This window comes from Plesiomonas sp. (assembly GCF_051652165.1).
GTDB lineage: Bacteria > Pseudomonadota > Gammaproteobacteria > Enterobacterales > CAMTGL01 > Plesiomonas.
Genome location: NZ_JBOFTR010000008.1, coordinates 15,175 through 41,585 on the forward strand (window position 1 = coordinate 15,175; position 26,411 = coordinate 41,585).

Genomic DNA, 26,411 nt, shown 5'->3' on the forward strand with positions numbered 1-26,411 from the left:
ATATGTCAGAGAGCAATAACACACTGAGTTAAGAGGGCTTTTTATTGTCATGAGAAAGGCTGAGTTGTAATTGTATATATGTGTTTGTTAATTGTAGTGTGAGTAAAAAAGAGGCGTATTTAAATAACAAGTGTTATTTAGTGAGTCTTAGATTTAGAGTCTTCAGTATATGCGTTTAATACGGTATTTTTAATTCAATGCTGGTGGTTTGATGCTGGTAGTTTTTGGCTACCAGCATTGAGGCTCTATTTTAAGAGTTGCTGCAGTTGTTGGCGTAGATTTTCAAGTGTCGTACGATTCTCATTACGTTTTTTACTATGCTGTAAGACAAAATCAAGGGTGCTTAAGACTGTTCGCCAGCGGGGTGTTTTAGGCAGTGTTTCAATCTGCAAATATTTATCTAAAGTACGCGTTTGTAGAGTGCCTCGGTCAATATAAACGCGCCATAATCCGCTTTGTTCAGCCAGATCGAATTTTCCTTTCCCACTACTTTCTTCCCAGTAAAGAAGGGTTGTTTTCATTGCATCAACAATAACTTCGCGCAATTTAGCATCACGCTCTTCGCTACCTTGTAGACGTGCAGCAAGTTCAGCAAATTCACTGCCTAAAGCGCGCAATTGTTCAAGATCAGCCTGATTGCCGTTGTGTGCAAAGGTCACCAGAGATTCGAGTGCATTCTCAAGTGTCTGTACGCGCTGGTTAGGCAGTGTTGCGCCGTGTTTAAAAATAAGTAAATAACCTAGTTCGGTACTGGCAGGTAAACGTGATAACTGAATATTATGCTCGTGTAACTCATCATTAATTCTTAAGGTGATATTGCCTTGATAAAATTCATGTGATGCAGGCAGCAGTGTTGAGATGGGTTGGTGAAGCCACTCGTTAAGTGAGTGTTGTGTCAACTCATTATCTGATGTGTGTAATAAGAGCTGTGCAGCTTTATTAGCAAGTTTTATATTACCGTTAATATCGGTGAGTAAAATAGGCTCAATACTGTGTTCAAGCAACGAGAGCAGGCGTTGTTGTAAGCCTTTTAAACTATTGATAAGCAGTTGCTCTTGTTTGAGCGTTTGCTGTAATTGTAGATTTTCCTGCTGAATACGCGCTATTTTTTGAGTATCTAGCTGCGTTTGGATACGAGCGAGTAGCTCATCTTGGCAGAAGGGTTTGGTCAGATAATCATTCGCTCCGGCATTGAAACCTCGGACGATCTCTTCCGGTTGACTCAATGCTGTCAGCATAATGATTGGCAATTGTACGCGATCAAAGTGTTCACGCAGTGCTTTACACACATCATAGCCGGTAATTTCAGGCATCATGACATCTAATAAGACTAAGTCGGGTTCATGTTCTAAACAATAGCGTATGGTCTCTTCTCCATGCATCACGCTACATAGGTTAAAACCTGACAAACTCAAGTAGTTATAGAGGATCTGAATATTAATCGGCTCATCATCAACAATGAGGATGCGTGGAGCCAGTGGGTTATTCATTGAATGAACGTCGAGTTGTATAGGTGTTAGCGGTGTGTGTGATGTGATTGTTAAGTGCGTTGCATTACTGTGGGCTAAGTCAGTGCTGGTATGGGGTAACTCTGCTGAGGTTACAGCCTGTATAGTATTAACTGACTGTTTTTCAGGGAACATGGTATGTGATAGAGGCAGTGTAAATTGAAATGTGGATCCTATCATGGGTTCAGTGTGTACACTGAGTGAGCCTTGCATCAACTCAACTAGTTGCCGACTAATACTAAGGCCTAACCCTAAACCTGAGCGCATACTCTGTCGACTGGCTTGTACAAGTGGTTCAAAGATAGTTTGCACCATATCAGGTTGGATGCCTTGCCCTGTATCACGGACAGAGATTAGCAGCGAATGATTATGTTGTTCAGCAGAGAGAATAATTTTCCCTTCATTGGTAAATTTAATGGCATTACCCAGCAAATTATACAAAATTTGCTCTAATCGTTGCTCATCAGCAATAACATGAGGTGTTTGGGCAGAGATTTGATTAATAATTTTGATGGGTTTATCAACGAGCAAATGTTGTGATAGTTCAATTACCATACTTGCTGCGGCACTGACATCAACGGGCTGTACATGTAATGCGAGATCGCCATAACGCATTTTATGATAATCAAGCAGTTCGTTGACCAGTTTCGAGAGGCGATGACCACTTTTAGCTATCATCGCCAATTGATGTTCTTGTTGTGGAGTAAGAGTGCCTACTGCACCTGCTAACATAGATTCTGCAATGCCAAGCATACCATGCAATGGTGTACGTAATTCATGTGAGGTATTGGCGAGAAACTCATCTTTCAGTTTATCGGCAGCCTGTAGTTCGGTGTTTTGAATTTCAATGACCGCTACCTTTTGAGCTAATTCCTCATTTTGCGCTTTAATTAAGTCGAGTTGATCACGAATAGAGGCCTGCATAAAGGCAAAGCTTTTGGCTAGGCTACCTAATTCATCATCACGATGTTGCCCTGCAATGGGGTGATCAAGGTGGCCATCAGAGACCTTTTTCGCGGCATCCTTTAGCTGTTTTATGGGAGCGGTAATAGAGTTTGATAGCCAATGAGAAATTAAAATTACAGCGGCAAGAGTAAGTATCATGATAGCAAGAAAGAGCTTTTTAGCGGAGGCTATCCGTGCAAATGCTTCTTCTGCTTTTATCTGTGTAATAAGCCCCCAAGATTCCCCGAATACTGAAATAGGCGTAAATGCTGCAATGACTGGCGCACCGTTGAGAGAGATGCTACTACCATTGCCCGTTTTTCCTTGGGTAACTTGTTGGATTAACGGGCTAGTTAGCGGCAAAGGTTGTGTTGTTTGTTGGGGATAAATAGGGGTAATACCGCGAGCGATATTATCGTGTCCAACCAAAATGATGGCACTGGTTTTACCAAACAACTTAGCATCACTCAAGATGCTGTTGAGTTTACGCTTTGTTAGTTGAAAGATAAAAATAGAGTGTAAGTAGCCATTTTGTTCAACAGGGGCTGCCAGATAAGCGATATGTTCTTTAGTAATGGGGTCTATTGCAAAATCAATAAAAATTAAGGGTGTTTTTTTAAATTTATTTGCTTGTGTGGTGTGCTGTTCTGCGGCTAAAAGAGTCTGCTTAAAGGCCTCTGATAAGGGGCTGTTTTTCCACGGGCCTTGCAGTAAATTAGTCCCAAAATTAGGGTTTTTCATAACTGAATAGACAATGTCGCCCTGTGTATTTGCGATTAAAATATCTGAAAAATCGGAAAAGCGTAGTTTTTCTACAAATGAAGGATGAAAGCGGCTATGCAGTAGCCGATAACGCTCACTACCAACATACGCTCCGTATCCTTGAGGCGGTTTAGTATTTAGACGAGTATTAGGTTTATCACCACTACCAGAAATATAACGGTTTTGGGCATTAACTCTGGCTTGTTCATCATTGTCACCTAGCATTTGAAACGCATTAACAAAGCCATAAAAGCGACCGCCGGCTGCGGAAGCCAGTTCTGTATTAACAAAACCAAGGACTTGCTCTTCAAGTGAGTGAAAATAGTCATTTAGCTGATTTTTTTTAATATCACGCACTGCAACAAGATAATTATTGGTTTGCTCGGTCAGATCGGTGGCATGTACTTTTAATAAAAAACATGCCGTTAGGCTAAACGGAATTGTACCGATGAGCAAAAATGCCAGCATCAGTTTAGGTTGTAGTTTTTTATAAAAGAGAGATTTTAATGCCATTGCTTGTTAAATAATCTCGTATTCGGAAAAATAGGAATGCGCTGTTTTAACGTGAATGACAAGATGTCTGCAATCAAAGAGGCTAAATAGTGTGCTTCTCTGCGCAAAAATGGTGCGTAAAACGCATGAAAAGCGCAATGACGGTGAGTATATAATTTGACGTTTTTTACGGAGGGTTAACGAATATTTTAAAAGAGATCGTTTTGCAAAATCGTGAGAGTGTTGAAATGATATGTAATATGGCTAATGCAGAGACAAAAAAACGGCTTTCGCCGTTAATTGTTGGTGCGAAGAGAGGGACTTGAACCCTCACGTCCGTTAGGACACTAACACCTGAAGCTAGCGCGTCTACCGATTCCGCCACCTTCGCACAGGTATGTTGCTTAGTCTTGCTTGTTGCGCTTGCACAATCTATCTATTCATCTATACACAGATTGCCGTTCCATTTATTGAACGCGATTGGTTGCGCGATTCTGATGTATGGTGCGAAGAGAGGGACTTGAACCCTCACGTCCGTTAAGACACTAACACCTGAAGCTAGCGCGTCTACCGATTCCGCCACCTTCGCATATATCATCAGAAATTTGTCAGGAATTTGGTGCGAAAAGAGGGACTTGAACCCTCACGTCCGTTAGGACACTAACACCTGAAGCTAGCGCGTCTACCGATTCCGCCACCTTCGCATTGCATATTCGCTGACAATCAAGGTTATTAATTATGTGAATATCGATAATAAAATAACAAGATATGGTGCGAAGAGAGGGACTTGAACCCTCACGTCTGTTAAGACACTAACACCTGAAGCTAGCGCGTCTACCGATTCCGCCACCTTCGCATACTCTCTTGCTGATGTTGTTACCGCATTACTATTGGATAACCTTGCCGAGTTGAATTTTATTTGTGACTAAGATCAACTACGGGGGCGCATTTTTAGCGATTTCCCCCGTTGCGTCAATCATTAATTATTAAAATCAACAAATAGAGCTATGTTTGTCGGGAAATACATCATTTTTTATGGCAAGACTGTTTTATTGCCCGGTACACTTTAAATTTACCGGTTTCGGCGATGACTTGATGGCGACCAAAGGTATTATCGAGTACATCAGGGTAGGGTAAAAATGCGTTGGCCACGATCCGTAGCTCTCCACCTTCACGCAAATACTGAGGGGCTTGCTTGATCAGTGTTTCCGTAGCGCGATAGGAAGTGCTTAAGCCATCGTGGAACGGTGGGTTTGAGATAATCAGATCAAACAGTGGCTGTGAGCCTTGAGTTTGTGTGTTAAATGCAGAGAATACATCACTGGCGACGACAGTCGCGCTAATCTGGTTTTGTTCTGCCGTGACCTTTGCTGATTCTAATGCCATGGCGTTGATATCACTTAATGTTAGGGTGATATCAGGGTTGTTACGTGCCAGTTGTGTACCAATTACACCGGCACCGCAGCCGAGATCAAGCACATTCCCGTTGACTGGGGTTGTGATGGTTGACAATAAAATACGGGATCCAACATCAAGTTCATTGCTGCTAAATACACCAGCAAGAGCGTGGATTTGCAGATCATTGAGGGTATAGCTGTGCCACCAGTCGGCCAGTGAATAGTGGGCTTGCTGTTGCAGTGTGAAGTGGTATAAACCACAGCGGCGGGCAGAGTCAATTTTATGTACTGCACCAAATGGGGCAAGCAGTGTTTCTGCCGAGCGAACACCGGCGCGGTTTTCACCAATGACGAAAATATCAATACCCACAGGCAGTATGCTGAGCAGTTGTGTCATCTGCATCAGGGCTTCTTGTTTGGTTTTTGGCCAGTAGTAGATCAGTGTATCAATACTACGTAGTTGCTCTGCATCCAACGTCAGACCAAAGGTTGCTGCTTGACCCAGTTTTGGTTGTAACGTCAGCCAGCGGCCAAAATGTGCGGTGTGCACTTGCACGTGTACTGCACTGATTTGCAAAGGGTATTCATCTTGCAGATCTCCGGCAAACAGAATGTGGCGAGATGAAAATTCATCTTCGTGGCGTAGCAAAACTTCACTGGCAGGGCACAGCATGGCGTTTTCTCAATGTTATTAGATAAAAAGCGATTATAAAGGATCTTCACGTGGCTGTGACTGCTTCTGTCGGTCTGATACCATATTATTACTGCGATGGGGTGTGTAAGAGGGCGGTATGAGCGAAAGACGCGACTGGATCTTACAGCAGATGGGGATCACGCAGTGGCAATTGCGTCAACCAGCTGCGCTGCAAGGTGATGCTGCGGTGCGGGTGGATGCGCAGATTCAGCTTATTGTGGTGGCGGCCGAGTTGCCGACAGGCAGATTGTTTGAGGATGTGTTGCGGACGTTGCAGGTGACTTCTGAGCACGTTTGCCATGTACGGCCTGCACAGTATGATTTTTTGCATGTAGAGCATGCATGCTGGTTGTGGCTAATGGGCAGTGAAGGTGTGCCGTTGAGTGGCTGCCGGCCGTTGTATTCAGCAGCGTTGTCTACGTTGGTGGACAGTGATGTGGCGAAAAAGCAGTTATGGCAGCAGATTGTAGGCTATGAGCGCCAATCGGTTTCTGCGTAAGTCTGGTTATCAGACATAAATAATGACCCGTAACGGATAAACCAAATGAGTGTTCAAATTACCACGTTAGAGGCTGATGAGTGGCCGCAGGCCTATGCCATAGAGGTGGCGGCGCATGCATTTCCGTGGAGTGAAAAGACGTTTCAAGATAATTTTGGCGAACGTTATATCAATGTAAAGTTGCTAAAAGATGGCCAATTGGTGGGTTTTGCCATTACACAGGTTATTTTGGACGAGGCTACGCTGTTTAATATTGCGATAGCACCCCAGTGGCAAGGCCAAGGATTGGGGTTACAGCTATTGCGTCATTTGGGTGAGTTATTAGCGACACAGGATGTGCTGACATTGTGGCTGGAGGTTCGCGAGTCTAATCTGCGCGCTCGTGCATTATATGAGCGAGAAGGGTTTAATGAGGTGACGGTTCGCCGTAATTACTACCCGTGTGCACAGGGGCGTGAAAATGCGGTGATTATGGCGCTGCCATTAGGCTGACGGCGCACGGCTTTTCGGCTATAATTTCGCCCTTCTGAGCGTTTGGTGTGTTGCGTTGTTGAACTAAAACGCGTCTGCGCTATTTCTGATGCGCTGTTCTCTGAACTGAATCTCTATGCGGATATATGCGTCATGGCTGTGTGTGAAGAGCACCACACAGCGGTGAGGCTATTTATTGCCTATATAGAAAGGGTGCAGCAAGAGATAACGGCTTTGTATCCCTTAAATTGATCACAGGATTTGCCAAGTTTTATGTCATATCTAGAGGAAGTGGCGACTCGCCGCACGTTTGCAATTATCTCTCACCCGGATGCCGGTAAAACCACGATCACTGAAAAAGTGTTGTTATTCGGGCAGGCTATCCAAACCGCCGGTACGGTGAAAGGGCGTGGTTCAAACCAGCATGCAAAATCTGACTGGATGGAGATGGAGAAGCAGCGCGGGATCTCAATTACCACGTCGGTCATGCAGTTTCCGTATAAAGAGATGCTGGTAAACTTACTCGATACGCCGGGGCATGAGGATTTCTCTGAAGATACCTACCGTACTCTGACCGCAGTAGACTGCTGTCTGATGGTGATTGATGCGGCCAAAGGTGTTGAAGATCGTACACGTAAGCTGATGGAAGTAACTCGTTTGCGTGATACGCCGATCCTCACGTTTATGAATAAACTTGACCGTGATATTCGTGACCCACTTGAGCTGCTTGATGAAGTTGAGAGTGAGCTAAAAATTGCCTGTGCGCCAATTACCTGGCCGATTGGCTGCGGTAAGTTATTTAAGGGTGTGTATCACCTGTATAAAGATGAAGCGTATCTGTATCAAACTGGTATGGGCCATACGATTCAGGAAGTGCGTATTATCAAAGGGTTGAATTCGGCTGAACTTGATAATGCAGTGGGCGAAGATTTGGCAGCACAACTGCGTGAAGAGTTAGAGTTGGTGCAGGGGGCGTCAAATGAGTTTGACCATCAGGCATTTTTAGACGGCAGCTTAACGCCGGTCTTTTTTGGTACAGCACTGGGTAACTTTGGTGTTGATCATATGCTCGACGGTTTGGTTGAGTGGGCACCAACGCCAATGCCGCGTAAAACAGATAGCCGTGAAGTGGCGGCTACAGAAGAGAAATTTACCGGTTTTGTGTTTAAGATCCAGGCAAATATGGATCCGAAGCACCGTGACCGTGTGGCCTTTATGCGGATTGTCTCCGGCAAATATGAAAAAGGCATGAAGCTTCGCCATGTGCGTTTGGGCAAAGAGGTGGTGATCTCTGATGCACTGACCTTTATGGCCGGTGATCGTGAGCATGCGGAAGTGGCGTATGCGGGCGATATTATCGGTCTGCACAACCATGGTACGATCCAGATTGGTGATACCTTTACACAGGGTGAGGATATGCGTTTTACCGGTATTCCTAACTTTGCACCTGAATTGTTCCGCCGTATTCGTCTGCGTGATCCGTTGAAGCAAAAACAGTTGCTCAAAGGGTTGGTTCAGTTGTCTGAAGAGGGTGCGGTACAGGTATTCCGCCCGCTGATTAATAATGATCTGATTGTGGGTGCGGTTGGTGTGTTGCAGTTTGATGTGGTGGTTGCCCGCCTGAAATCAGAATACAACGTTGATGCTTTGTATGAGTCGGTTAACGTGTCAACGGCCCGTTGGGTTGAGTGTGCCGATGTGAAGAAGTTTGATGAATTCCAGCGTAAGAATGAAGTCAATCTGGCGCTTGATGGCGGCGATAATCTGACCTACATTGCGCCGACAATGGTCAATTTGAATTTGAGCCAAGAGCGTTACCCTGATGTGCAGTTCCGTAAAACCCGTGAGCACTAATTTACATCTCTTATTGGGTTGATGCTGAGTTAGTACTGGGTATTTAATGGCTACTCAACATAAAAAAAGCGCCGATAGGCGCTTTTTTTATGGTTGGATCTGACGGTGAATACGGGTTTTATCATTAGTTATGTATAACTATCGGATAAAACTGATTTCTCTCTGTTTGATTGAAACAGTGTTTCTGTCTAGCGGGCAGAATAGTGGTGCTGGCGACCGGTTTCGGTATCGTAAAGACCGATGTTGCGCCCGTTAATGCTGCCGTGAAAATACTTTCCGGTATGGAAATCATAACCCTTAAATCGGTTACCACTGAGTTCAAGCTGCACTTTGGTGTGTGTTTGAGCATCATAAAAATCAAGTTTACCTGCCCGACTGTTATGGGTCTGAAAACCACTTTGGGTATTCAGATCATAACCGCTGATGCGCCCTTCAGTGATCTTTACTTGCGTGTTTTTGTAGCGGCCCGCTTGATAATCATAGACAGATAACACCCGTTTATTACACGCTGACGCACCGATAATGGCGGCGACACGTGCTCGGGTTGACTCTTGCATGACTTACTCCTTGATGACCTAATAAATAGTGATGTGCGCTAACAGGTGGGTATAGGTTTATGTGTGTCATTGATATTCCACGCATTTCGTATACAGACCCCGTTGCATGATATTTCACATTGTAAGTAAAATTGTCAATTGATTGATGTATGAACACCTGTACTCGATCACATATTTAGTATTAATCACTAAGCATGCAATTTTATATGACTATTTATTCTCTTTTTTGGCTCTAGATTTAGCATAAGTAGTGGTAAGGAAAATGGGTAAGCAGTAGACACAGTGAACAGGATAGGTCGCTACTGTGATATTCATTAAGTGAACGTTCAACATTAAGTGATTGAATACTGATGCATTGAATGCGTTGGCTTGTTTTCGTACATCAATAATTAAAAGCTTGCATTCAGCTTAGAAGGGAAATAACCAAGAGGGCGATAAGGTATAAACAGGATAAGTACAAAATAGTGTGGCTAAAAAGGGGGAAGGGTATCAAAAAATAAGCTCTACTTTGTTGATTTTTTTATTTTAAAAACAACAAAGTAGAGCCTTGTTATTGTGGCGCTATACAGACATTTATGGATTAAGACGCTGTGGCTGCCATGCCCCCTGATGTTGTTCAAAGCGAATACGATCGTGTAGACGGCTGGCTTTACCTTGCCAAAGTTCAATGGCATGCGGGCGAACTAGAAAACCTCCCCAGTATGGTGGTAATGGCACATCAGCATTAGCAAACTTTTGGGCAAATTCGGCCTCTCGTGCTTCAAGTTCTTGACGATTTGCTAATGGTTGAGATTGGTGTGATGCCCATGCACCAATTTGGCTACCACGTGCACGGCTATGAAAGTATGTGTTCGAAGTTTCGGTGCTTACACGTTCAACTGTACCTTCAATACGTACTTGGCGTTGCAGTATATTCCAGTGAAATACTAAAGCAACTTTGGGATTTTGCTCAAGCTCATGGCCTTTACGGCTGTCATAGTTAGTGTAAAAGGTGATGCCTTCTTCAGTAAAATCCTTCATCAAGACAATACGTGCTGAAGGTTGGCCTGAAGAGTCGACCGTCGCCAATGTCATTGATTCGGGTAAAATAATGCCGGCATCTTTTGCATCGTTATACCACTTATGAAATAAACTGACTGGATTGTCTTGCTCTTGTGGTGAGTGCTCAGGTAAGGCTACACCTTGACCCATGGTAAGAGCACAGCGCATTTTATTGATGATTGACATGATAGGCAGATCCTTTCGTCATATAAATCGGCTATTGACAGAGTAAAGCAGCTAATGAAAACCACCAAGTGAAAGGGCATAAAAAAGTGGTTAAAAAAGATGACAAATGGCACTTAATTAATCAAAGGTAAGTTACCAGAGTAGAGTAATCAGAATACCGAGGTAAGAGATGATAACAATGTGTTGTAGTGATTAATTATATGACTGTACACAATGCAGATAATTTGCGTTTTTTTGATACACATTGCCACTTTGATGCTATGCCTTTTGCTACAGATATAGCGGCTGCATGGCACTTAGCTCACAGTGCAGGGATACGCAAAATGGTTGTACCCAGTATCGGGGTTGATAATTTCTCTGCGGTGTTAGCACTCACAGGCGATTGGCCTATTTATGCGGCATTAGGCATTCACCCACATACAGCAATATTAGAGACAGATAAAGCGATAGCGCAGTTACAGCAGTTATTGCAGCAACATATGGCAACAGAGCAAACAACCTTACGTAAGGTTGTGGCACTTGGGGAGATTGGTTTAGATGCTGTGGTGTTGAACCAAAATATGGAAAGGCAATATCTGCTATTACGTCAACAATTACGACTGGCAAATCAGTATGGTTTACCGGTGATTTTGCATTCACGGCAAACTCATGATCTGTTGCTGCGTGAGTTGCGTCAGTATCCGGTTGAGCGTACTGGTGTGTTACATGCATTCTCTGGCTCACGTGAACAGGCGCTGGCATTTATACGGCTAGGTTACTCAATCGGTGTTGGTGGCGTGATAACTTACCCACGGGCAAACAAAACCCGTACCGCGATAGCCGCACTCCCTTTATCTTCACTCGTGTTAGAAACCGATGCGCCTTATATGCCGGTATGTGGTCAGCAAGGTGAGTTAAATCGCCCTGAACGGTTAGTCGATATTTTTACAGCGTTATGCGCATTACGTTCAGAAAGCCCGCAAGAAATAGCAGAAACTGTGTATAAAAACAGCATGGAATTGTTTGATATTACAGTGAACGCAAGCGATTAACCGTACGTCAATACAGGTTTGTATGCAGTTAAGTGTGATCTGGGTCGACTGTTTATGATAATTGTTTTTTAAAGGCCATAACTTTTGTGATGAGAGTAAAGAAAGATAGCCACCCCCTATGTATAATGAGCTAGATTTTCAAGGTGGTATACACCTTATTTTTAGCGGCGATTATTCACAATCGTCCAGACCATAGGGATCTTTTTCCATGCAACTGATTATGAGCCTCGTCGGTATGGCGGTACTGATTGGAATTGCGGTTTTGCTTTCCAGTAACCGTAAAGCCATTAAATTACGTACAGTGGGAGGGGCTTTTGCTATCCAAGTCTGTATTGGTGCGTTTGTTCTGTATGTTCCTGCCGGCCGTACCGTTTTATTGGGGATGTCAGAAGCTGTTGCAAATGTGATTGCGTATGGTAACGAGGGGATTAACTTTCTCTTTGGTGGTTTAACTTCAGATAAAATGTTTGAAGTCTTTGGTGGCGGTGGCTTTATTTTTGCGCTGCGTGTTCTTCCTGTAATTGTGTTTTTCTCTTCACTGATTGCTGTGCTGTACTATTTAGGCATCATGCAATGGGTGATTAAGATCCTCGGTGGTGGTTTGCAAAAAGCACTGGGCACATCACGTACAGAGTCTTTGTCGGCAACTGCAAATATTTTTGTTGGTCAGACTGAAGCCCCACTGGTGGTTCGTCCGTATATCAGCACGATGACCAAATCTGAGCTATTTGCGGTGATGTGTGGTGGTTTAGCTTCGGTGGCCGGTTCGGTGTTAGCCGGTTATGCCTCTATGGGCGTTCCCCTTGAGTATCTGATAGCAGCATCTTTCATGGCAGCACCTGGTGGCTTGCTGTTTGCTAAATTGATTGTACCGGAAACCGAGCAAGAGCGGGATACAAACGATGTTGATACATCTAATAGTGAAGATAAACCTGCGAATGTGATTGATGCTGCAGCAGCCGGTGCTGCATCGGGTATGCAGTTAGCACTGAATGTTGGGGCAATGCTACTGGCCTTTATCGGTCTAATTGCGTTGATTAATGGTATTTTTGCGGGTGTGGGTGGCTGGTTTGGTTATCCGCATCTTTCATTAGAGCTGATCTTAGGTTATTTGTTCTCACCATTAGCGTTTGTTATCGGTGTACCTTGGTCAGAAGCAACCGTTGCAGGTTCGTTTATCGGTCAAAAAGTGATTGTAAACGAATTTGTGGCTTACTTAAATTTTGCACCATATTTGAAGCCTGATGCTGAAGTGGCAGCAGCCGGTCTACAAGTGTTGTCAGTGCAGACTAAAGCGATTATCTCGTTTGCTCTGTGTGGCTTTGCTAACCTCTCTTCGGTGGCCATTTTATTGGGTGGATTGGGCAGTATGGCACCAAGCCGTCGTCATGATATCGCACGTTTAGGGCTGCTGGCAGTTGTAGCGGGTACATTATCAAATCTCATGAGTGCAACGATTGCGGGTTTCTTCTTGGCACTCTAAGAGCCTAGATTGTGGTGATGTTTTGGTGCTCGTTATAATTCGTGCACTTTAAAGACACAAATACATGTTAAATCAAAAAGAACGCCACCGTTTATTCGGTGGCGTTCTTTTTTTGAAAAAATGAGCATGGCGTAATCGATTACGAAACGATATTTTGTGAATCAGCTCATGTTATAATCTCTTCACATTGCAACTCTGTTAGCCGTGTTGTGAAATCAATGGGTAAGTACATGCAAACCGCTGGAATTTAACCCCTGGAAGAGAGTCAGGGGAGTGCGGTGAAAGGGATGTCAATTGGCGCTGTATGGTACTGGTGTTTTTTAAGAGAAAATGGAGTATGTACGTTGCCAAGTCTTCAGGGAACCAAGTCCGCTCGCCAACGCTCGCAGTAATCGAAAAGCGTTCGATACCCCACATGTTGAGTGATTTGTAGAGTTGGAGAGTTATATGACTGAGAATAAAATGTCTGCATTACGCGCACTAAACTTAATGGATTTAACGACACTCAATGACAATGATACCGATGAAAAAGTCATTGCTTTGTGTCGGCAAGCAAATAGCCCTGCAGGTCAGACTGCTGCGGTTTGTATCTATCCACGTTTTATTCCTATCGCCCGTAAAACCCTGCGCGAGCAAGGTACGCCGGAAATTAGTATCGCCACAGTAACTAACTTCCCGCACGGCAATGATGATATTGCTATTGCGGTGGCCGAAACACGTGCCGCGGTAGCATACGGTGCTGATGAAGTGGATGTGGTTTTCCCATATCGCGCACTGATGGCCGGTAATGCTCAAGTTGGCTTTGATTTGGTGAAGGCATGTAAAGATGCCTGTGGCGCACATGTGCTGCTAAAAGTGATTATTGAAACCGGTGAGTTAAAAGAGGATACGTTGATCCGTCAGGCCTCTGAAATTGCTATTGATGCTGGTGCTGATTTTATTAAAACGTCAACCGGTAAAGTGCCCGTTAATGCCACGCTAGAATTTGCCCGTATTATGATGGAAGTGATCCGTGATAAGCAGGTTGCCGATCGTGTTGGCTTTAAACCTGCCGGTGGTGTACGCACGGCTGAAGAGGCTGCGCAGTATTTGGCTCTGGCGGCAGAGATTCTAGGTGAAACATGGGCAGATAAGCGCCATTTTCGTTTTGGTGCATCTAGCCTGTTGGCCAGCTTACTCAATACGCTGGGCCACGATGCAACCAGCAATAGCCAATATTGATTCACCGTAACCAATTTTGGGGAGTGAGTCATGTTCTTACCGCAAGAGATTATCCGTAAAAAGCGTGATGGCATTGCCTTGAGCAATGCAGAAATTCGTTTTTTTATTCAGGGTATTGCTAATAACCGCATTACAGAAGGGCAAATTGCAGCTTTGGCGATGGCTATCTATTTTAATGATATGACCATGGATGAGCAAGTTGCACTGACTTTAGCGATGCGTGATTCAGGTATGGTATTGCAGTGGGCTGATATGCACCTTAATGGGCCGATTGTGGATAAACATTCGACCGGCGGTGTCGGTGATGTGACTTCACTTATGCTTGGCCCGATGATTGCTGCGTGTGGCGGATATGTACCGATGATCTCAGGGCGAGGGCTTGGACACACTGGCGGAACGCTTGATAAACTCGAAGCGATTCCCGGTTATAACATTCATCCTGACAATGCGCGTTTTCGTCAGATTACCCGTGATGTTGGTGTAGCCATTATTGGGCAGACCGGTGATCTTGCACCGGCTGATAAGCGGTTTTATGCCACGCGTGATATTACTGCCACAGTTGATTCGATTCCGCTCATTACTGCGTCTATTTTATCGAAAAAACTGGCTGCAGGTTTAGATGCCTTAGTGATGGATGTTAAAGTGGGCTCAGGTGCATTTATGCCAACGTATGAGGCTTCCGGGGCGCTGGCGCAATCTATTGTGGGTGTGGCTAACGGTGCTGGGTGTAAAACCACAGCACTGTTGACTGACATGAACCAAGTGCTGGCTTCACGCGCGGGTAATGCGTTAGAAGTCCGTGAGGCGGTTGAGTTTTTGACTGGCCGTTATCGTAACCCTCGTTTGTATGCGGTAACAATGGCGCTATGCTCAGAGATGCTGCAAGTTTCTGGTTTAGCTACTGATGATGTTGATGCGCAAGCAAAACTCAATACGGTGTTAGATAATGGCAAGGCTGCTGAAGTTTTTGGCCGGATGATCGCTGAACTCGGTGGTCCAATCGATTTTATCGAATGCTACAATACTTATTTACCGCAAGCTTCGATTATCAAACCCGTTTATGCTTTAAACAGTGGATTTGTTGCTTCGATGGATACTCGTGCACTTGGTATGGCTATTGTAAGCATGGGGGGTGGTCGTCGTAGTGCAACAGATCTGATTGATTATAGTGTCGGGTTGAGCGATATATTGCCGCTTGGGGAAGCAGTAGATACATCTTGTCCGCTGGCAATGATCCATGCACGCACAGAATCAGACTGGCTAAGTGCAGCACATGCTGTGCAAGCTGCAATCCATATTGAACGCGATGCACCGGCAGCGATGCCGACCGTATATCGCCATGTTCGCGTAGACTCTCTTATTCTAAACAGAGGCCAGAATATATGAAACGTGCCTTTATAATGGTGCTGGACTCATTCGGTATTGGTGCAGCAGAAGATGCTGTGAAATTTGGTGATGTAGGTGCAGATACACTGGGCCATATCGCACAGGCTTGTGCCAACGGCCAAGCAGATCGTGGCCGTAAAGGGCCGCTGACGTTGCCAAATCTTAGCCGTTTAGGGCTGGGGAAAGCAGCACAAGAGTCAACCGGTACATTCCCTGTTGGGCTTGATGAGCACGCTGAGATTATTGGGGCTTATGGCCACGCGGCCGAGCTGTCATCAGGGAAAGATACGCCATCAGGCCACTGGGAAATTGCTGGTGTGCCTGTGTTGTTTGATTGGGGGTATTTCTCTGATCATGACAACAGCTTTCCTGCTGAGTTGTTAGAGAAAATTGTTACCCGCGCTAAATTGCCCGGTTATCTGGGAAATTGCCACGCTTCGGGTACACAAATTCTTGATGAGCTAGGCGAAGAGCACATGAAAACCGGCAAGCCGATTTTCTATACCTCTGCCGACTCTGTGTTCCAGATTGCCTGTCATGAAGAGACCTACGGGTTAGATAACCTGTACGCTCTGTGCAAAATCGTGCGTGAAGAGTTGGAAGGCTATAACATTGGCCGTGTGATTGCGCGCCCATTCCTCGGTAATAAACCGGGTGAATTTCAGCGTACCGGCAACCGAAAAGATTTGGCCGTTGAACCGCCAGCAATCACAGTGCTGCAAAAACTGGTTGAAGAGAAACATGGCCAGGTAGTGTCGGTAGGTAAGATTGCTGATATTTACGCACACGTGGGTATCACCAAAAAAGTGAAAGCGACCGGTATTGATGCGCTGTTTGATGCCACGCTTGAAGAGATGAAACTGGCTGGTGATAACACCATTGTGTTCACCAACTTTGTTGATTTTGACTCTTCATACGGTCATCGCCGTGATGTTGCTGGTTATGCTGCGGCATTGGAGCTGTTTGATCGCCGTTTACCGGAAATGCTCTCGCTGGTGGGTGAAGATGATATTTTGATCTTAACTGCTGATCACGGTTGTGATCCAACATGGCCGGGCTCTGATCATACGCGCGAGCACATTCCAGTGCTGGTGTATGGCCCCAAAATTACTGCCGGTTCATTGGGTTGCCGAAAAACCTTTGCGGATATTGGGCAGACGCTGGCCGCCTATTTTGGAACATCGGCAATGGATTTTGGTATGCCAATGTTCTATCAAGATAAGTTAATTGAACCTGATAATAGTCGATAATTAGCGGATTGTTCTCTATTCGTGTACGATCTTTGATGTTTGCTGATCTTGTTGATTCAATTATTGATCAACAGAAATAACCGATAAAGGAATCGATAACCATGGCTACTCCGCATATTAATGCTGAAAACGGTGCATTTGCTGATGTTGTTTTGATGCCGGGCGATCCGCTACGTGCAAAATACATCGCAGAAACCTTTTTGCAAGATGCAGTCGAAGTCACTAACGTGCGCAGCATGCTGGGTTTTACTGGCACTTATAAAGGTCGTAAAGTTTCGGTAATGGGTCATGGTATGGGGATTCCATCCTGCTCTATTTATGCTAAAGAGCTGATTACCGAGTACGGCGTGAAGAAAATTATTCGTGTCGGTTCATGCGGTGCGGTGAGCACCGATGTGAAACTGCGTGAAGTGATCATCGGTATGGGGGCTTGTACTGACTCTAAAGTGAACCGTATGCGCTTTAAAGATCACGATTTCTCTGCAATCGCTGATTTTGACATGGTGCGCAATGCCGTTGATGCAGCAAAAGCGCGCGGTACTAAAGTGCGTGTTGGTAACATCTTCTCAGCAGACCTGTTCTATACGCCAGATCCAAGCATGTTTGATGTGATGGAAAAATACGGTGTTCTGGGTGTTGAGATGGAGGCGGCCGGTATTTATGGTGTCGCGGCAGAGTTTGGTGCTAAAGCACTGACTATTTGCACCGTTTCTGACCATATTCGTACACATGAGCAGACATCAGCCGAAGAGCGTCAGCTTACATTTAATGACATGATTGAAATTGCGCTTGAATCTGTGTTGTTAGGCGATCAAGCATAAGTACTATTTTATTTGCACGATTGAATGGTCAGCCGTTTTTGGTTTTTCTGTTAGATAAGTAACGGCAGATAAATGCGTTACCGCAGATAAAGATGAAACGATAAGGCACAAAAAGAAAAAGCGATGAGTATTCATCGCTTTTTCTTTTTGTGCCGTTTAACGACGATAGTGTGTTTTGCGAGCTGGTATTCGGCGGCGGCGACGTTGTTTTAACTTGGCATGTGTGGTGCTGAGTTCACTGTCTAACGCGGATGTACCACAGAGATTTGTGCTGCTGTTGTCAGAGGCGCGATTCGCTAAGAGAAGATGCGGTGGTGAGCTTGGTATACTTGGCGTAGAGACGGGCAGTTTGATCTCTGTGGCTGATTTCGATAAACGAGGAAAGCCTGTTATACGTTGGCTATCTGTGATTAGCGAACGATCTTTGAACAACGTATGGGTAATAACAATGCCAATAAGTAATGCACTCAAGAGCATCAATCGAATCATATTGGTCGTATTATCAATGAGCTGATCGTCGGTTGACTGCACATGTGTATCAAGGGTCAGACGCAGAAAACCAAGCGGAGTATTATTTTCTGAAATAATCTCTACCATCTGGCGATTTAACATCGCACGCCGCTGTGAGCCGTCGAGCCCAAGTCTATCTCTGACGTGGGTGGTATCACCTGAATGTGCGATCAGTGCGCCATCCATGCGATAAACACTGGCATCTAAAATACGAGCCTCTTGTGTCAGCTTATCAAGTTGTTGTGCAATCAGATCCGATCCATCATCCATTTTTAATAATGGAAATAACCCAATAGCGACTTGTCGCGTTAGTATACGAGCAAGCTGATCCACTTGATCAGAGCGTACAGCTTGTGCATTTAACCCCAGTATACTGGCCGTTTGCAGTAAAAAGAGAAAAAGGCACAGACTCGTGATAGTGATAAGCAAAGTACGTAGATGGTATTTAATCAGCTTTATTATTGGCATGACCATTAACTCAGTGGCAGTGTGCACAGCACTAAAAAGAGCCCCTAAAATAGGGAAGTATCAGTATTGATGCTCTGGCAGTAATAACGTGTTGTTCATGGCGTTATTTTCTCTATATCGTCAGTATTATCTCTTCGGTGGAGAGTCAGTTGCCAGCCTACCTTTTAATAGGATAATTTAGACTCGCCATTCACTATTAGCAGGATGCGTTAAAATGCTTATTAAGGATTATGATTTTACCCAATTGCCTTCATGTCTCTCTGAGTGGTCATGTTTTCCCTTATTGTTACAAGGTCATGAATCTGTTTCCTGTGATTATACCTTGGGAGAGGGCGAATGGCTGCTATATGGTAAAAATTTAGACAAATCTGTGTTGGCCGCTTACCTATTGCAACTCAATAGGCCTGTCGTGATTCAAAAAGCGTGGCATGTGGAAGAGTACCAAATTGTTCAGTTTGCAGGCCAATATTTAGCGCATGCTGCGCAGCTTGCCGATCAATTTAAATTAGATACTGCCAGATTGCATATGTTGCCTTCATTGCATACCCCCGGTTTATTGGTGATGGATATGGATTCCACCGCTATCCAGATTGAGTGCATTGATGAGATAGCTACACTTGCCGGAACTGGCCCGCAAGTGGCTGAGGTTACCGAGCGTGCAATGCGTGGCGAGCTGGATTTCGCTCAAAGTCTGCGTCAGCGTGTGGCAACCTTGCGTGGTGCGCCTCACCAAATTTTGGAACACGTATTAGCAGATTTACCGCTGATGCCGGGGCTCACCGCACTGGTACAGCAGTTACAAAACTGTGGGTGGCAAGTGGCGATTGCTTCAGGAGGCTTTACCTATTTTGCTGAACATCTGCAGCGTCAGTTGGGGTTGTGCCATGTTGAAGCTAATGTTCTGGGTATCAGTGATAATCTGCTGACCGGTGAAGTTGAAGGGCGTATTGTGGATGCAGAACGTAAAGCAACAGTGCTGTGTGAATTAGCCGAACGGTATCAGATCCCACTCACCAATACGGTGGGTATCGGTGATGGTGCAAACGATCTGAAAATGTTACATGCGGCTGGATTAGGCATTGCCTTTCATGCCAAACCAACGGTACAGGCACAAGCGCAAGTGGTGATCCGCCATGCCGATTTGCTAGGGGTATTGTGCATTTTATCTGCCAGTATCGGGCACAGCTTATAGCATTTCAGTTAAGGTTTCGATAGCTATCCGGCGCTGCTCAGACTCGACCCTTAGCAGAACTTCTTCAGTACAATCAGTTAGCTCTATCATCGCAGTCAGAGCGAGCAGCTCTTGTTCGAGCATTTTTGCTTGGCTTAGATTGGCTTTAATCAGTTGTTCAAAATCGCGTAGCAAATTAGGGTGCAGTGTATTGCGTTTATAGCGGGTGAGTTGAAAACGTAGCGCAATAAACTCCCCTTGTTGTTTGGCTTGTTGAATAAAGGCCATCAACGCATTTTTATCGTTTAATTCTGTATCGAGTTTTTTATCTTGCAATTGGTATTGCCATTTCTCTTGATGGAGTGAGAGATAAATTTTATGTTCGGTGGGATGAGAACGAAAAGGCTCATTCAGTGGTCGTATTACTAATTGTGACCAGTACACATCGAGCAGTGCGAGCAGCAAAGTATCCGTTTGCCCTTGTCCTAACCGACGGTTAAGCGTATAAGTTGCCGGAGTCATCCCGATGGCTGTTGGGCGGTAAATATGCCCGTCTTGCACCACAAAAATCGGTATACTAGCCAGATGCGGTACAGTAATTTGGCGGAAAATATCAATAATCTCAGGCAGTGTTTGCTGTTCAACATCCTCTTGTAAACTTTTTAAATTAGCCGCGATGAGCCGCTGGATAAATTGCACACCCGTGTGTGCAACATGAGGCTCTGTTGCAGTAAGAACCAGTTGGTCTTGTTCGGCATTGATATATAACACCTGATACGGCAAGGTGTGCAGGGCAATATGTTTATCCAAAACTTGCCAGGCTGGAAAGTGCAACAATAGCACCTGATTTCGTTTTATATTTAATGGTTTCCCAAGCACGATACGTAATCCAACCGCTGAAAAATCCACAGTATAGCCAATCGTTGTACGCTGATCTGAGCTGGTAACATGCACCTCAGTTTGGTAGCGATAGCGGGGTGCGCGCCGGCGCTGCTCTTGCGACATGTTTACTTCAAATGTCGAGCTATAGGCACGGGGAAGGCAAAATACATTGAGTTGGTTGAGTGGTAAGTTGGGCAGTGGCGTTTGCTGATAATCAGCTTGTATTGTGCAGCTACTTAAATCTTGCAATAACACCAAATAGCGTAACTCGTTGAGTTGATGCTCTGTAATAAGGCGTTGTTGTTCTGGGTGTGGGCTAAAATCATCAGCACTCAATGGGCGGATAATCAACCGTTGCACCCGAAAGCTAGGGCGGTGTGCACCAACGTGCCAAAAGAGTTCCCGCTGTTCAGCCTGAGTTAGCTCAGTACTCATAGCACAATAAAAATAGGTACGCCCGTTCTGCCGATGAATAAAGCTATACAGCAGTGATTTCACACACGATACCCCAGGTGGGCAGATACGTTGTAGGCGTTCAGGTGTAAAAAATTGCCCCAATACCGGTTGGTAGTTTTCATCATGCCAATATTGGTAACTTTCACGGTTATTTTGTGAAAGCAGCGCATAGACAGTACCTTGTTGGCTGATGAGCAGTGGCAGTGTTGCAGTGGCATTTAAATAAGATTGTTCGAGCCCGCGCAGATGTAACTGTGTCAGCAGACCATCAACATTCAAGCGTACTTTTTTACTGCCACTGCGTGCTAACGCACTCATCAAACGATGCAGTGCTGGATTCGGTTCACTAATATGTAGGCGCAACAATTGGCGTTGATCTTGACGATCAATGCCCACAAGTAAGTAGTTTAATCCACGTTCCAGAGTGGGTTGTTCGAGTTTTTCACCCAATGCGTTGAACTGAATGGTAAATTCTTGACCAAGTTTAAACGTTAGTGAATGCGGTACTCGGATACACAACCCTGCAAGCGAGATATCAACAGTAACACCGTGTGCGATTTGTTGTGTTTCATGACAAGTCACGACCACCTGACAATGATAATGCAGGCGCGCTTCATTGCGCATAAATTGATAGCCAAAACGGGCGACAGTCACCTCTGTTGGCAGGTCTTTTTTGAGCTCAGGTTCAGAGGTAGGGGCTGCCTTTTGTGCTGTTTTTTCTAACAACGTCTGTTGACGCATATTACGGTAATTATTATTTGCCTGCATCACAGCATCGTACACACCTTGTGTATATACGTTTTGAAAGAGTGCGATTTGCTGTTGGAAAATATTCAGTGCAACATCATCTAACCAATGAGTCAGACCATTGATTTGGTGTTCATGACAACGCCCATCAACGCGATTGCGCAGATCAAGTGGCCGATAACAAGGCGTATGTAACTGGCGATAAGCCATTTTAATATGCAAACGCTCACTCGCACTACTTTGTGGTAGTAGTTTTTTCAGCAGAGGATCGAGCTCGGCATGCACTCCTAGAGGAATTAACTGCTGTAATATGTGGGCAAATTCATTGGGTAACGTGGTATGCATAGGCCTTTTGCTGCGCTTAAAATAGAGATGCCGATGTTGTGAGCCTTGCAGACAACCAGAGTCAACAGCCAGACAACAAAAAATAACAATAAGGTTATCGGCATACCGTATAACAACATGATGAGATCGCCCAATTTTCGTATTAAATTTGCGATAAGGCGATAACTTTGAATATGACTTTAGGTCTTAATGACTGTTTCAAGAGAGTATTTTACCGTGGCTAAAGCTGTTAAACGCGCCTTTGTGTGCAATGAGTGCGGGTCTGATTACCCGCGCTGGCAGGGGCAGTGCAGTGCCTGTCAGGCATGGAATACTATTACTGAAGTGCGCCTTGCCGCAGCCAGTGTTGCGCGCACCGACCGTACCAGTGGTTATGCCGGACATGCCGGTAACCATAAAGTCCAGACACTGGCTGAGATCAGTTTACAAGAGTTGCCACGTTTCTCCTCCAGTTTTAAGGAGTTTGATCGGGTACTTGGTGGCGGCGTTGTGCCTGGCAGTGCCATTTTGATTGGCGGAAGCCCCGGTGCAGGTAAAAGTACCCTGCTGTTACAGGTCATGTGCCGTTTAGCCGAGCAGATGAAAGCTTTGTATGTGACAGGGGAAGAGTCATTGCAGCAGGTTGCAATGCGCGCCTATCGCCTTGGCTTGCCGACCGACAAACTGAAAATGTTGTCAGAGACCAGTGTTGAGCAAATTTGCCTGATTGCCGAGCAGGAAAAGCCGCAAATTATGGTGATTGACTCCATTCAGGTGATGCATATGGCCGATATTCAATCGGCACCCGGCAGTGTGGCACAAGTGCGAGAAACGGCTGCTTACCTGACCCGCTTTGCCAAAACCACGCAGGTTGCGATTATTATGGTCGGCCATGTGACCAAAGATGGATCACTGGCTGGCCCGAAAGTGCTAGAGCACTGCATTGACTGCTCCGTGTTGCTTGATGGCGATACAGACTCCCGTTTTCGAATGCTACGCAGCCATAAAAACCGTTTTGGTGCGGTCAATGAACTGGGTGTGTTTGCCATGACTGAGCAGGGTATGCGAGAGGTCAGTAATCCGTCGGCGATTTTTTTAAGCCGTGGTGAAGAGGAAGCGCCGGGCAGTTCGGTGATGGTAGTGTGGGAGGGCACGCGACCACTGCTGGTCGAAATTCAGGCATTAGTCGATCATTCGATGCTAGGAAATCCGCGTCGTGTGGCGGTTGGCTTGGATCAAAACCGCTTATCGCTGTTACTGGCGGTACTGCATCGGCATGGTGGCTTGCAGATGGCCGATCAAGATGTCTTTGTGAATGTGGTCGGTGGGGTAAAAGTCACCGAAACTAGTGCAGATTTGGCGCTGGTGCTAGCGATGGTATCGAGCCTGCGCGACCGACCATTACCACGTGATGTGGTGGTGTTTGGTGAAGTGGGGTTGGCCGGTGAAATTCGCCCTGTGCCTAGTGGCCAAGAGCGTATTACCGAAGCGGCAAAACACGGCTTTAAGCGCGCCATCGTTCCACATGCCAATATGCCAAAACAGCCTCCAACGGGAATGCAGGTGTTCGGTGTGAAAAAGCTCTCTGATGCGCTCGATGCGTTTATTGATCTTTAATTATACGGTTAACCCAACGGGTTTTTGAGCCCACGGCTGTTTTTAGCGAAGCGTCAGGTGTCGTGTTATTTTTTGCGGGCAAAAAAACGGCTGTACCAGTGTGTTACAGAAGGCTTATCAATCGGGTTGGTAGCATATTGTGTTGGTGGGAATAAAAACATGGCACACCTCATGATGATTCTGAATGTAGTTAATTAACACCGCCTGCATTCAGTGTGCCCGTTATATAAATCAGTATGACGAACCGTTACTTACGTGTGAATAACGCAAAAAAACGGCGTTGTACTGACTGATAAGCCGCAAATGCAGGCTTGTCGGCACGGTTGGTACTGTACACAGTCGGTGGATAAATAAACATGACATGCCTCCTTGGCGCTGGGGTAACGACTGAAAGTCGCCGTAATCTTGTGTGATATTGGTCACCTTTATGTTGGTAAGTTTACTACAACAGATTGCGTGATCAATCGTTTGTTGTAGAAAAAATAGGCATAAATAATAACTAATTGGTAGGTTTGCGTTATAAGCATTTTGCAGGAAAACAGCAGTAGCCAGCCATTGTGGTAAATCGCAGTAGAAAAGAAAAAGGCCTGATTTCTCAGGCCTTTTGATTTAATGGGAATGACTCAGCGGGAATACCGCTGTGATAACGATGTAAATCGCTATCAGCATAAAAACCGGCGGCTTATTTCACCATACGGGTATATTTAGCCCGATGTGGCTGAATAGCATCAGCACCGTAGGTTTTTTTCTTCCACTCTTCGTATTCGGTGAAGTTACCTTCAAAGAACTCAACCTTGCCCTCATCCTGATAATCCAGAATGTGGGTGGCGATACGGTCTAAGAACCAACGGTCGTGCGAGATAACCATGGCACAGCCTGGGAACTCCAGCAGGGCGTTTTCCAGTGCGCGCAGGGTTTCAACGTCAAGGTCGTTAGTCGGTTCATCGAGCAGTAATAAGTTGCCGCCAGTTTGCAGCAGCTTGGCCAAATGCAAACGGCCACGCTCACCACCTGATAGCTCACCCACCCGCTTTTGCTGATCCGAACCTTTAAAGTTAAAGCGGCCAATATAGGCACGGCTTGGGATCTCAAAGTTACCAATGCGCAGAATATCCTGCCCGTTGGCCACTTCCTCAAACACGGTTTTCTTGTCATCCATCGCATCACGGAACTGATCGACAGAGGCCAGTTTCACTGTATCACCCAGCACAATTGCGCCGGAATCTGGTTGCTCTTGGCCTGACATCATACGGAACAGGGTAGATTTACCCGCACCGTTCGGGCCGATGATCCCGACAATCGCCCCTTTTGGCAGACTAAATGACAAGTCATTAATCAGCGTGCGATCACCGTAGGATTTGACCAGATTGGCCACATCCACCACCTTATCACCCAAGCGCGGACCAGGCGGAATGAACAGCTCATTGGTCTCGTTACGCTTTTGGTAATCGGTGTTGTTAAGCTCTTCAAAGCGCGCCATACGTGCCTTGCTCTTGGCTTGACGACCTTTCGGATTCTGGCGTACCCACTCAAGCTCTTTCTCGATAGACTTACGGCGCGCCGCTTCAGAAGAGGCCTCTTGTGCCAGACGCTGATCTTTTTGCTCCAACCAAGAAGAGTAGTTTCCTTCCCACGGAATACCTTCGCCGCGGTCAAGTTCTAAGATCCAGCCGGCGACATTATCGAGGAAGTAACGGTCATGCGTAATAGCAACCACAGTGCCTTCGTAATCGTGCAAGAATCGCTCAAGCCATGCAACCGATTCGGCATCCAAATGGTTGGTTGGTTCGTCGAGTAGTAGCATGTCTGGCTTTTCCAGCAACAGACGGCAAATCGCCACACGGCGGCGCTCACCACCTGACAAATTAGCAATTTTCGCATCCCATGCTGGTAAGCGCAGTGCATCAGCGGCACGCTCAAGCTGGTTATCCAGATTATGGCCATCATAAGTCTGGATAATTGCTTCTAGCTCACCCTGCTCTTTGGCTAATTTATCAAAATCTGCTTCAGGATCAGCGTACAGAGCGTATACCTCATCTAAACGGGTTAACGCGCTTTTAACTTCAGCAACTGCCTCTTCAACCGCTTCACGAACGGTACTTTCGGTATTGAGCTTGGGCTCTTGTGGCAGATAGCCGATTTTCAGCCCTGGTTGTGGGCGTGCTTCACCCTCAATATCAGTATCTACCCCTGCCATAATGCGCAGTAACGTTGACTTACCCGCCCCGTTGAGACCCAACACACCAATTTTGGCTCCTGGGAAAAAACTCAAAGAGATATTTTTTAGGATATGACGCTTCGGCGGAACAACTTTACCGACGCGGTGCATTGAATAAACATATTGAGCCATAACGCGTTATCGACCCTGTTGATTGACCAATAAAGGCTTATTGTAGCCGTTCCTGATAGCCAAGTGTAACCCTTTCCTATGTCAGAGCTTGGCTTCACATTTATTGCTAATTTATCCGTGTTGTGACAAGTGTATGCTATCTCTTATAGTCAATATCAGGTGATAAACTTATATAATGCGTGTTGTAGAATATGCATTACAGACAATACCTCAGTACGGCACAGTAGCAACCGAAGTGACAGTGCCAGAGTAGTGCAATTGCAAGCAGTACAACGCAAGGAAATGCGT

At 45.5% G+C, this 26,411-nt stretch carries 18 protein-coding genes and 4 tRNA genes; 11 read left to right on the plus strand and 11 right to left on the minus strand.

Features of this window, described 5'->3' with window-relative positions:
* Positions 1-245 precede the first annotated feature (245 nt).
* From ACRC53_RS06700 to rsmC, 6 genes are all read right to left on the minus strand, one after another.
* Positions 246-3,728 carry a response regulator gene (locus ACRC53_RS06700; RefSeq protein ID WP_438642731.1) on the minus strand — a complete coding sequence of 1,161 codons (3,483 nt, stop codon included), beginning with the start codon at positions 3,726-3,728 and terminating at the stop codon, positions 246-248.
* Positions 3,729-4,011: 283 nt separating this feature from the next.
* A tRNA-Leu gene (locus ACRC53_RS06705) sits at positions 4,012-4,098 on the minus strand.
* A gap of 111 nt (positions 4,099-4,209) precedes the next feature.
* Positions 4,210-4,296, minus strand: a tRNA-Leu gene (locus ACRC53_RS06710).
* 28 nt (positions 4,297-4,324) lie between these two features.
* Positions 4,325-4,411: transfer RNA gene (locus tag ACRC53_RS06715), tRNA-Leu, on the minus strand.
* Positions 4,412-4,476: 65 nt separating this feature from the next.
* Positions 4,477-4,563: transfer RNA gene (locus ACRC53_RS06720), tRNA-Leu, on the minus strand.
* Between the two features lie 170 nt (positions 4,564-4,733).
* A complete protein-coding gene (gene rsmC / locus ACRC53_RS06725; RefSeq protein WP_438642732.1) occupies positions 4,734-5,777 on the minus strand; it encodes a 16S rRNA (guanine(1207)-N(2))-methyltransferase RsmC in 1,044 nt (347 codons plus the stop codon).
* Positions 5,778-5,895: 118 nt separating this feature from the next.
* On the opposite strand from rsmC, the gene ACRC53_RS06730 reads away from it, so the two are divergent.
* From ACRC53_RS06730 to prfC, 3 genes are all read left to right on the plus strand, one after another.
* The gene (locus ACRC53_RS06730) at positions 5,896-6,297 is read left to right on the plus strand and encodes a DNA polymerase III subunit psi (RefSeq protein ID WP_438642733.1); all 402 of its coding nucleotides are present in this window, start codon (positions 5,896-5,898) and stop codon (positions 6,295-6,297) included.
* 45 nt (positions 6,298-6,342) lie between these two features.
* Positions 6,343-6,789 carry a ribosomal protein S18-alanine N-acetyltransferase gene (gene rimI / locus ACRC53_RS06735; protein ID WP_438629697.1) on the plus strand — a complete coding sequence of 149 codons (447 nt, stop codon included), beginning with the start codon at positions 6,343-6,345 and terminating at the stop codon, positions 6,787-6,789.
* A 252-nt stretch (positions 6,790-7,041) separates the two neighbouring features.
* Positions 7,042-8,622: a peptide chain release factor 3 gene (gene prfC / locus ACRC53_RS06740; RefSeq protein ID WP_438642734.1), complete on the plus strand. Its 1,581-nt coding sequence runs from the start codon at positions 7,042-7,044 to the stop codon at positions 8,620-8,622.
* A 188-nt stretch (positions 8,623-8,810) separates the two neighbouring features.
* On the opposite strand, the gene ACRC53_RS06745 is transcribed toward prfC, so the two are convergent.
* On the minus strand, positions 8,811-9,179 hold the full coding sequence (locus ACRC53_RS06745) for a hypothetical protein (protein WP_438642735.1): 369 nt from the start codon (positions 9,177-9,179) through the stop codon (positions 8,811-8,813).
* A 573-nt stretch (positions 9,180-9,752) separates the two neighbouring features.
* On the minus strand, positions 9,753-10,406 hold the full coding sequence (pdxH, locus tag ACRC53_RS06750; protein ID WP_438642736.1) for a pyridoxamine 5'-phosphate oxidase: 654 nt from the start codon (positions 10,404-10,406) through the stop codon (positions 9,753-9,755).
* A gap of 200 nt (positions 10,407-10,606) precedes the next feature.
* Here pdxH and ACRC53_RS06755 point away from each other — a divergent pair, with 200 nt between their 5' ends.
* From ACRC53_RS06755 to deoD, 6 genes are all read left to right on the plus strand, one after another.
* On the plus strand, positions 10,607-11,437 hold the full coding sequence (locus ACRC53_RS06755; protein ID WP_438642737.1) for a TatD family hydrolase: 831 nt from the start codon (positions 10,607-10,609) through the stop codon (positions 11,435-11,437).
* A 220-nt stretch (positions 11,438-11,657) separates the two neighbouring features.
* Positions 11,658-12,920 carry a NupC/NupG family nucleoside CNT transporter gene (locus tag ACRC53_RS06760; protein WP_438642827.1) on the plus strand — a complete coding sequence of 421 codons (1,263 nt, stop codon included), beginning with the start codon at positions 11,658-11,660 and terminating at the stop codon, positions 12,918-12,920.
* Between the two features lie 447 nt (positions 12,921-13,367).
* Complete coding sequence (gene deoC, locus ACRC53_RS06765) at positions 13,368-14,141, plus strand: deoxyribose-phosphate aldolase (protein WP_438642738.1); 774 nt, start codon at positions 13,368-13,370, stop codon at positions 14,139-14,141.
* 30 nt (positions 14,142-14,171) lie between these two features.
* Positions 14,172-15,527, plus strand: a complete 1,356-nt coding sequence (deoA, locus tag ACRC53_RS06770) for a thymidine phosphorylase (protein ID WP_438642739.1) — start codon at positions 14,172-14,174, stop codon at positions 15,525-15,527.
* Entirely contained in the window at positions 15,524-16,777 is a 1,254-nt protein-coding gene (gene deoB, locus ACRC53_RS06775) for a phosphopentomutase (RefSeq protein ID WP_438642740.1), read from the plus strand. Before deoA ends, deoB begins: the two co-directional genes overlap by 4 nt.
* Positions 16,778-16,878: 101 nt before the next feature.
* Positions 16,879-17,598 (plus strand): purine-nucleoside phosphorylase, encoded by a 720-nt coding sequence (deoD, locus tag ACRC53_RS06780; RefSeq protein ID WP_438642741.1) that lies wholly within the window; start codon positions 16,879-16,881, stop codon positions 17,596-17,598.
* Positions 17,599-17,754: 156 nt separating this feature from the next.
* Here the strand turns inward: deoD and ACRC53_RS06785 are convergent, their stop codons facing one another.
* The gene (locus ACRC53_RS06785; protein WP_438642742.1) at positions 17,755-18,576 is read right to left on the minus strand and encodes an AhpA/YtjB family protein; all 822 of its coding nucleotides are present in this window, start codon (positions 18,574-18,576) and stop codon (positions 17,755-17,757) included.
* 220 nt (positions 18,577-18,796) lie between these two features.
* Here ACRC53_RS06785 and serB point away from each other — a divergent pair, with 220 nt between their 5' ends.
* Entirely contained in the window at positions 18,797-19,768 is a 972-nt protein-coding gene (gene serB / locus ACRC53_RS06790; protein WP_438642828.1) for a phosphoserine phosphatase, read from the plus strand.
* Here the strand turns inward: serB and ACRC53_RS06795 are convergent.
* A complete protein-coding gene (locus tag ACRC53_RS06795) occupies positions 19,763-22,177 on the minus strand; it encodes a PilZ domain-containing protein (protein ID WP_438642743.1) in 2,415 nt (804 codons plus the stop codon). The two genes, serB and ACRC53_RS06795, sit on opposite strands and share 6 nt — an antisense overlap.
* A gap of 216 nt (positions 22,178-22,393) precedes the next feature.
* Between ACRC53_RS06795 and radA the strand changes: the two genes are divergently transcribed.
* Positions 22,394-23,773, plus strand: a complete 1,380-nt coding sequence (gene radA / locus ACRC53_RS06800; protein ID WP_438642744.1) for a DNA repair protein RadA — start codon at positions 22,394-22,396, stop codon at positions 23,771-23,773.
* A 682-nt stretch (positions 23,774-24,455) separates the two neighbouring features.
* On the opposite strand, the gene ettA is transcribed toward radA, so the two are convergent.
* A complete protein-coding gene (gene ettA / locus ACRC53_RS06805) occupies positions 24,456-26,123 on the minus strand; it encodes an energy-dependent translational throttle protein EttA (protein WP_438622414.1) in 1,668 nt (555 codons plus the stop codon).
* Positions 26,124-26,411: the final 288 nt, after the last annotated feature.

Excerpts from the sequence above, each read along its gene's own strand:
- ACRC53_RS06700 (WP_438642731.1), bottom strand. The coding sequence starts at position 3,728 with ATGGCATTAAAATCTCTCTTTTATAAAAAACTACAACCTAAACTGATG.
- rsmC (WP_438642732.1), bottom strand. The coding sequence starts at position 5,777 with ATGCTGTGCCCTGCCAGTGAAGTTTTGCTACGCCACGAAGATGAATTT.
- ACRC53_RS06730 (WP_438642733.1), top strand. The coding sequence starts at position 5,896 with ATGAGCGAAAGACGCGACTGGATCTTACAGCAGATGGGGATCACGCAG.
- rimI (WP_438629697.1), top strand. The coding sequence starts at position 6,343 with ATGAGTGTTCAAATTACCACGTTAGAGGCTGATGAGTGGCCGCAGGCC.
- prfC (WP_438642734.1), top strand. The coding sequence starts at position 7,042 with ATGTCATATCTAGAGGAAGTGGCGACTCGCCGCACGTTTGCAATTATC.
- ACRC53_RS06745 (WP_438642735.1), bottom strand. The coding sequence starts at position 9,179 with ATGCAAGAGTCAACCCGAGCACGTGTCGCCGCCATTATCGGTGCGTCA.
- pdxH (WP_438642736.1), bottom strand. The coding sequence starts at position 10,406 with ATGTCAATCATCAATAAAATGCGCTGTGCTCTTACCATGGGTCAAGGT.
- ACRC53_RS06755 (WP_438642737.1), top strand. The coding sequence starts at position 10,607 with ATGACTGTACACAATGCAGATAATTTGCGTTTTTTTGATACACATTGC.
- ACRC53_RS06760 (WP_438642827.1), top strand. The coding sequence starts at position 11,658 with ATGAGCCTCGTCGGTATGGCGGTACTGATTGGAATTGCGGTTTTGCTT.
- deoC (WP_438642738.1), top strand. The coding sequence starts at position 13,368 with ATGACTGAGAATAAAATGTCTGCATTACGCGCACTAAACTTAATGGAT.
- deoA (WP_438642739.1), top strand. The coding sequence starts at position 14,172 with ATGTTCTTACCGCAAGAGATTATCCGTAAAAAGCGTGATGGCATTGCC.
- deoB (WP_438642740.1), top strand. The coding sequence starts at position 15,524 with ATGAAACGTGCCTTTATAATGGTGCTGGACTCATTCGGTATTGGTGCA.
- deoD (WP_438642741.1), top strand. The coding sequence starts at position 16,879 with ATGGCTACTCCGCATATTAATGCTGAAAACGGTGCATTTGCTGATGTT.
- ACRC53_RS06785 (WP_438642742.1), bottom strand. The coding sequence starts at position 18,576 with ATGCCAATAATAAAGCTGATTAAATACCATCTACGTACTTTGCTTATC.
- ACRC53_RS06795 (WP_438642743.1), bottom strand. The coding sequence starts at position 22,177 with ATGCATACCACGTTACCCAATGAATTTGCCCACATATTACAGCAGTTA.
- ettA (WP_438622414.1), bottom strand. The coding sequence starts at position 26,123 with ATGGCTCAATATGTTTATTCAATGCACCGCGTCGGTAAAGTTGTTCCG.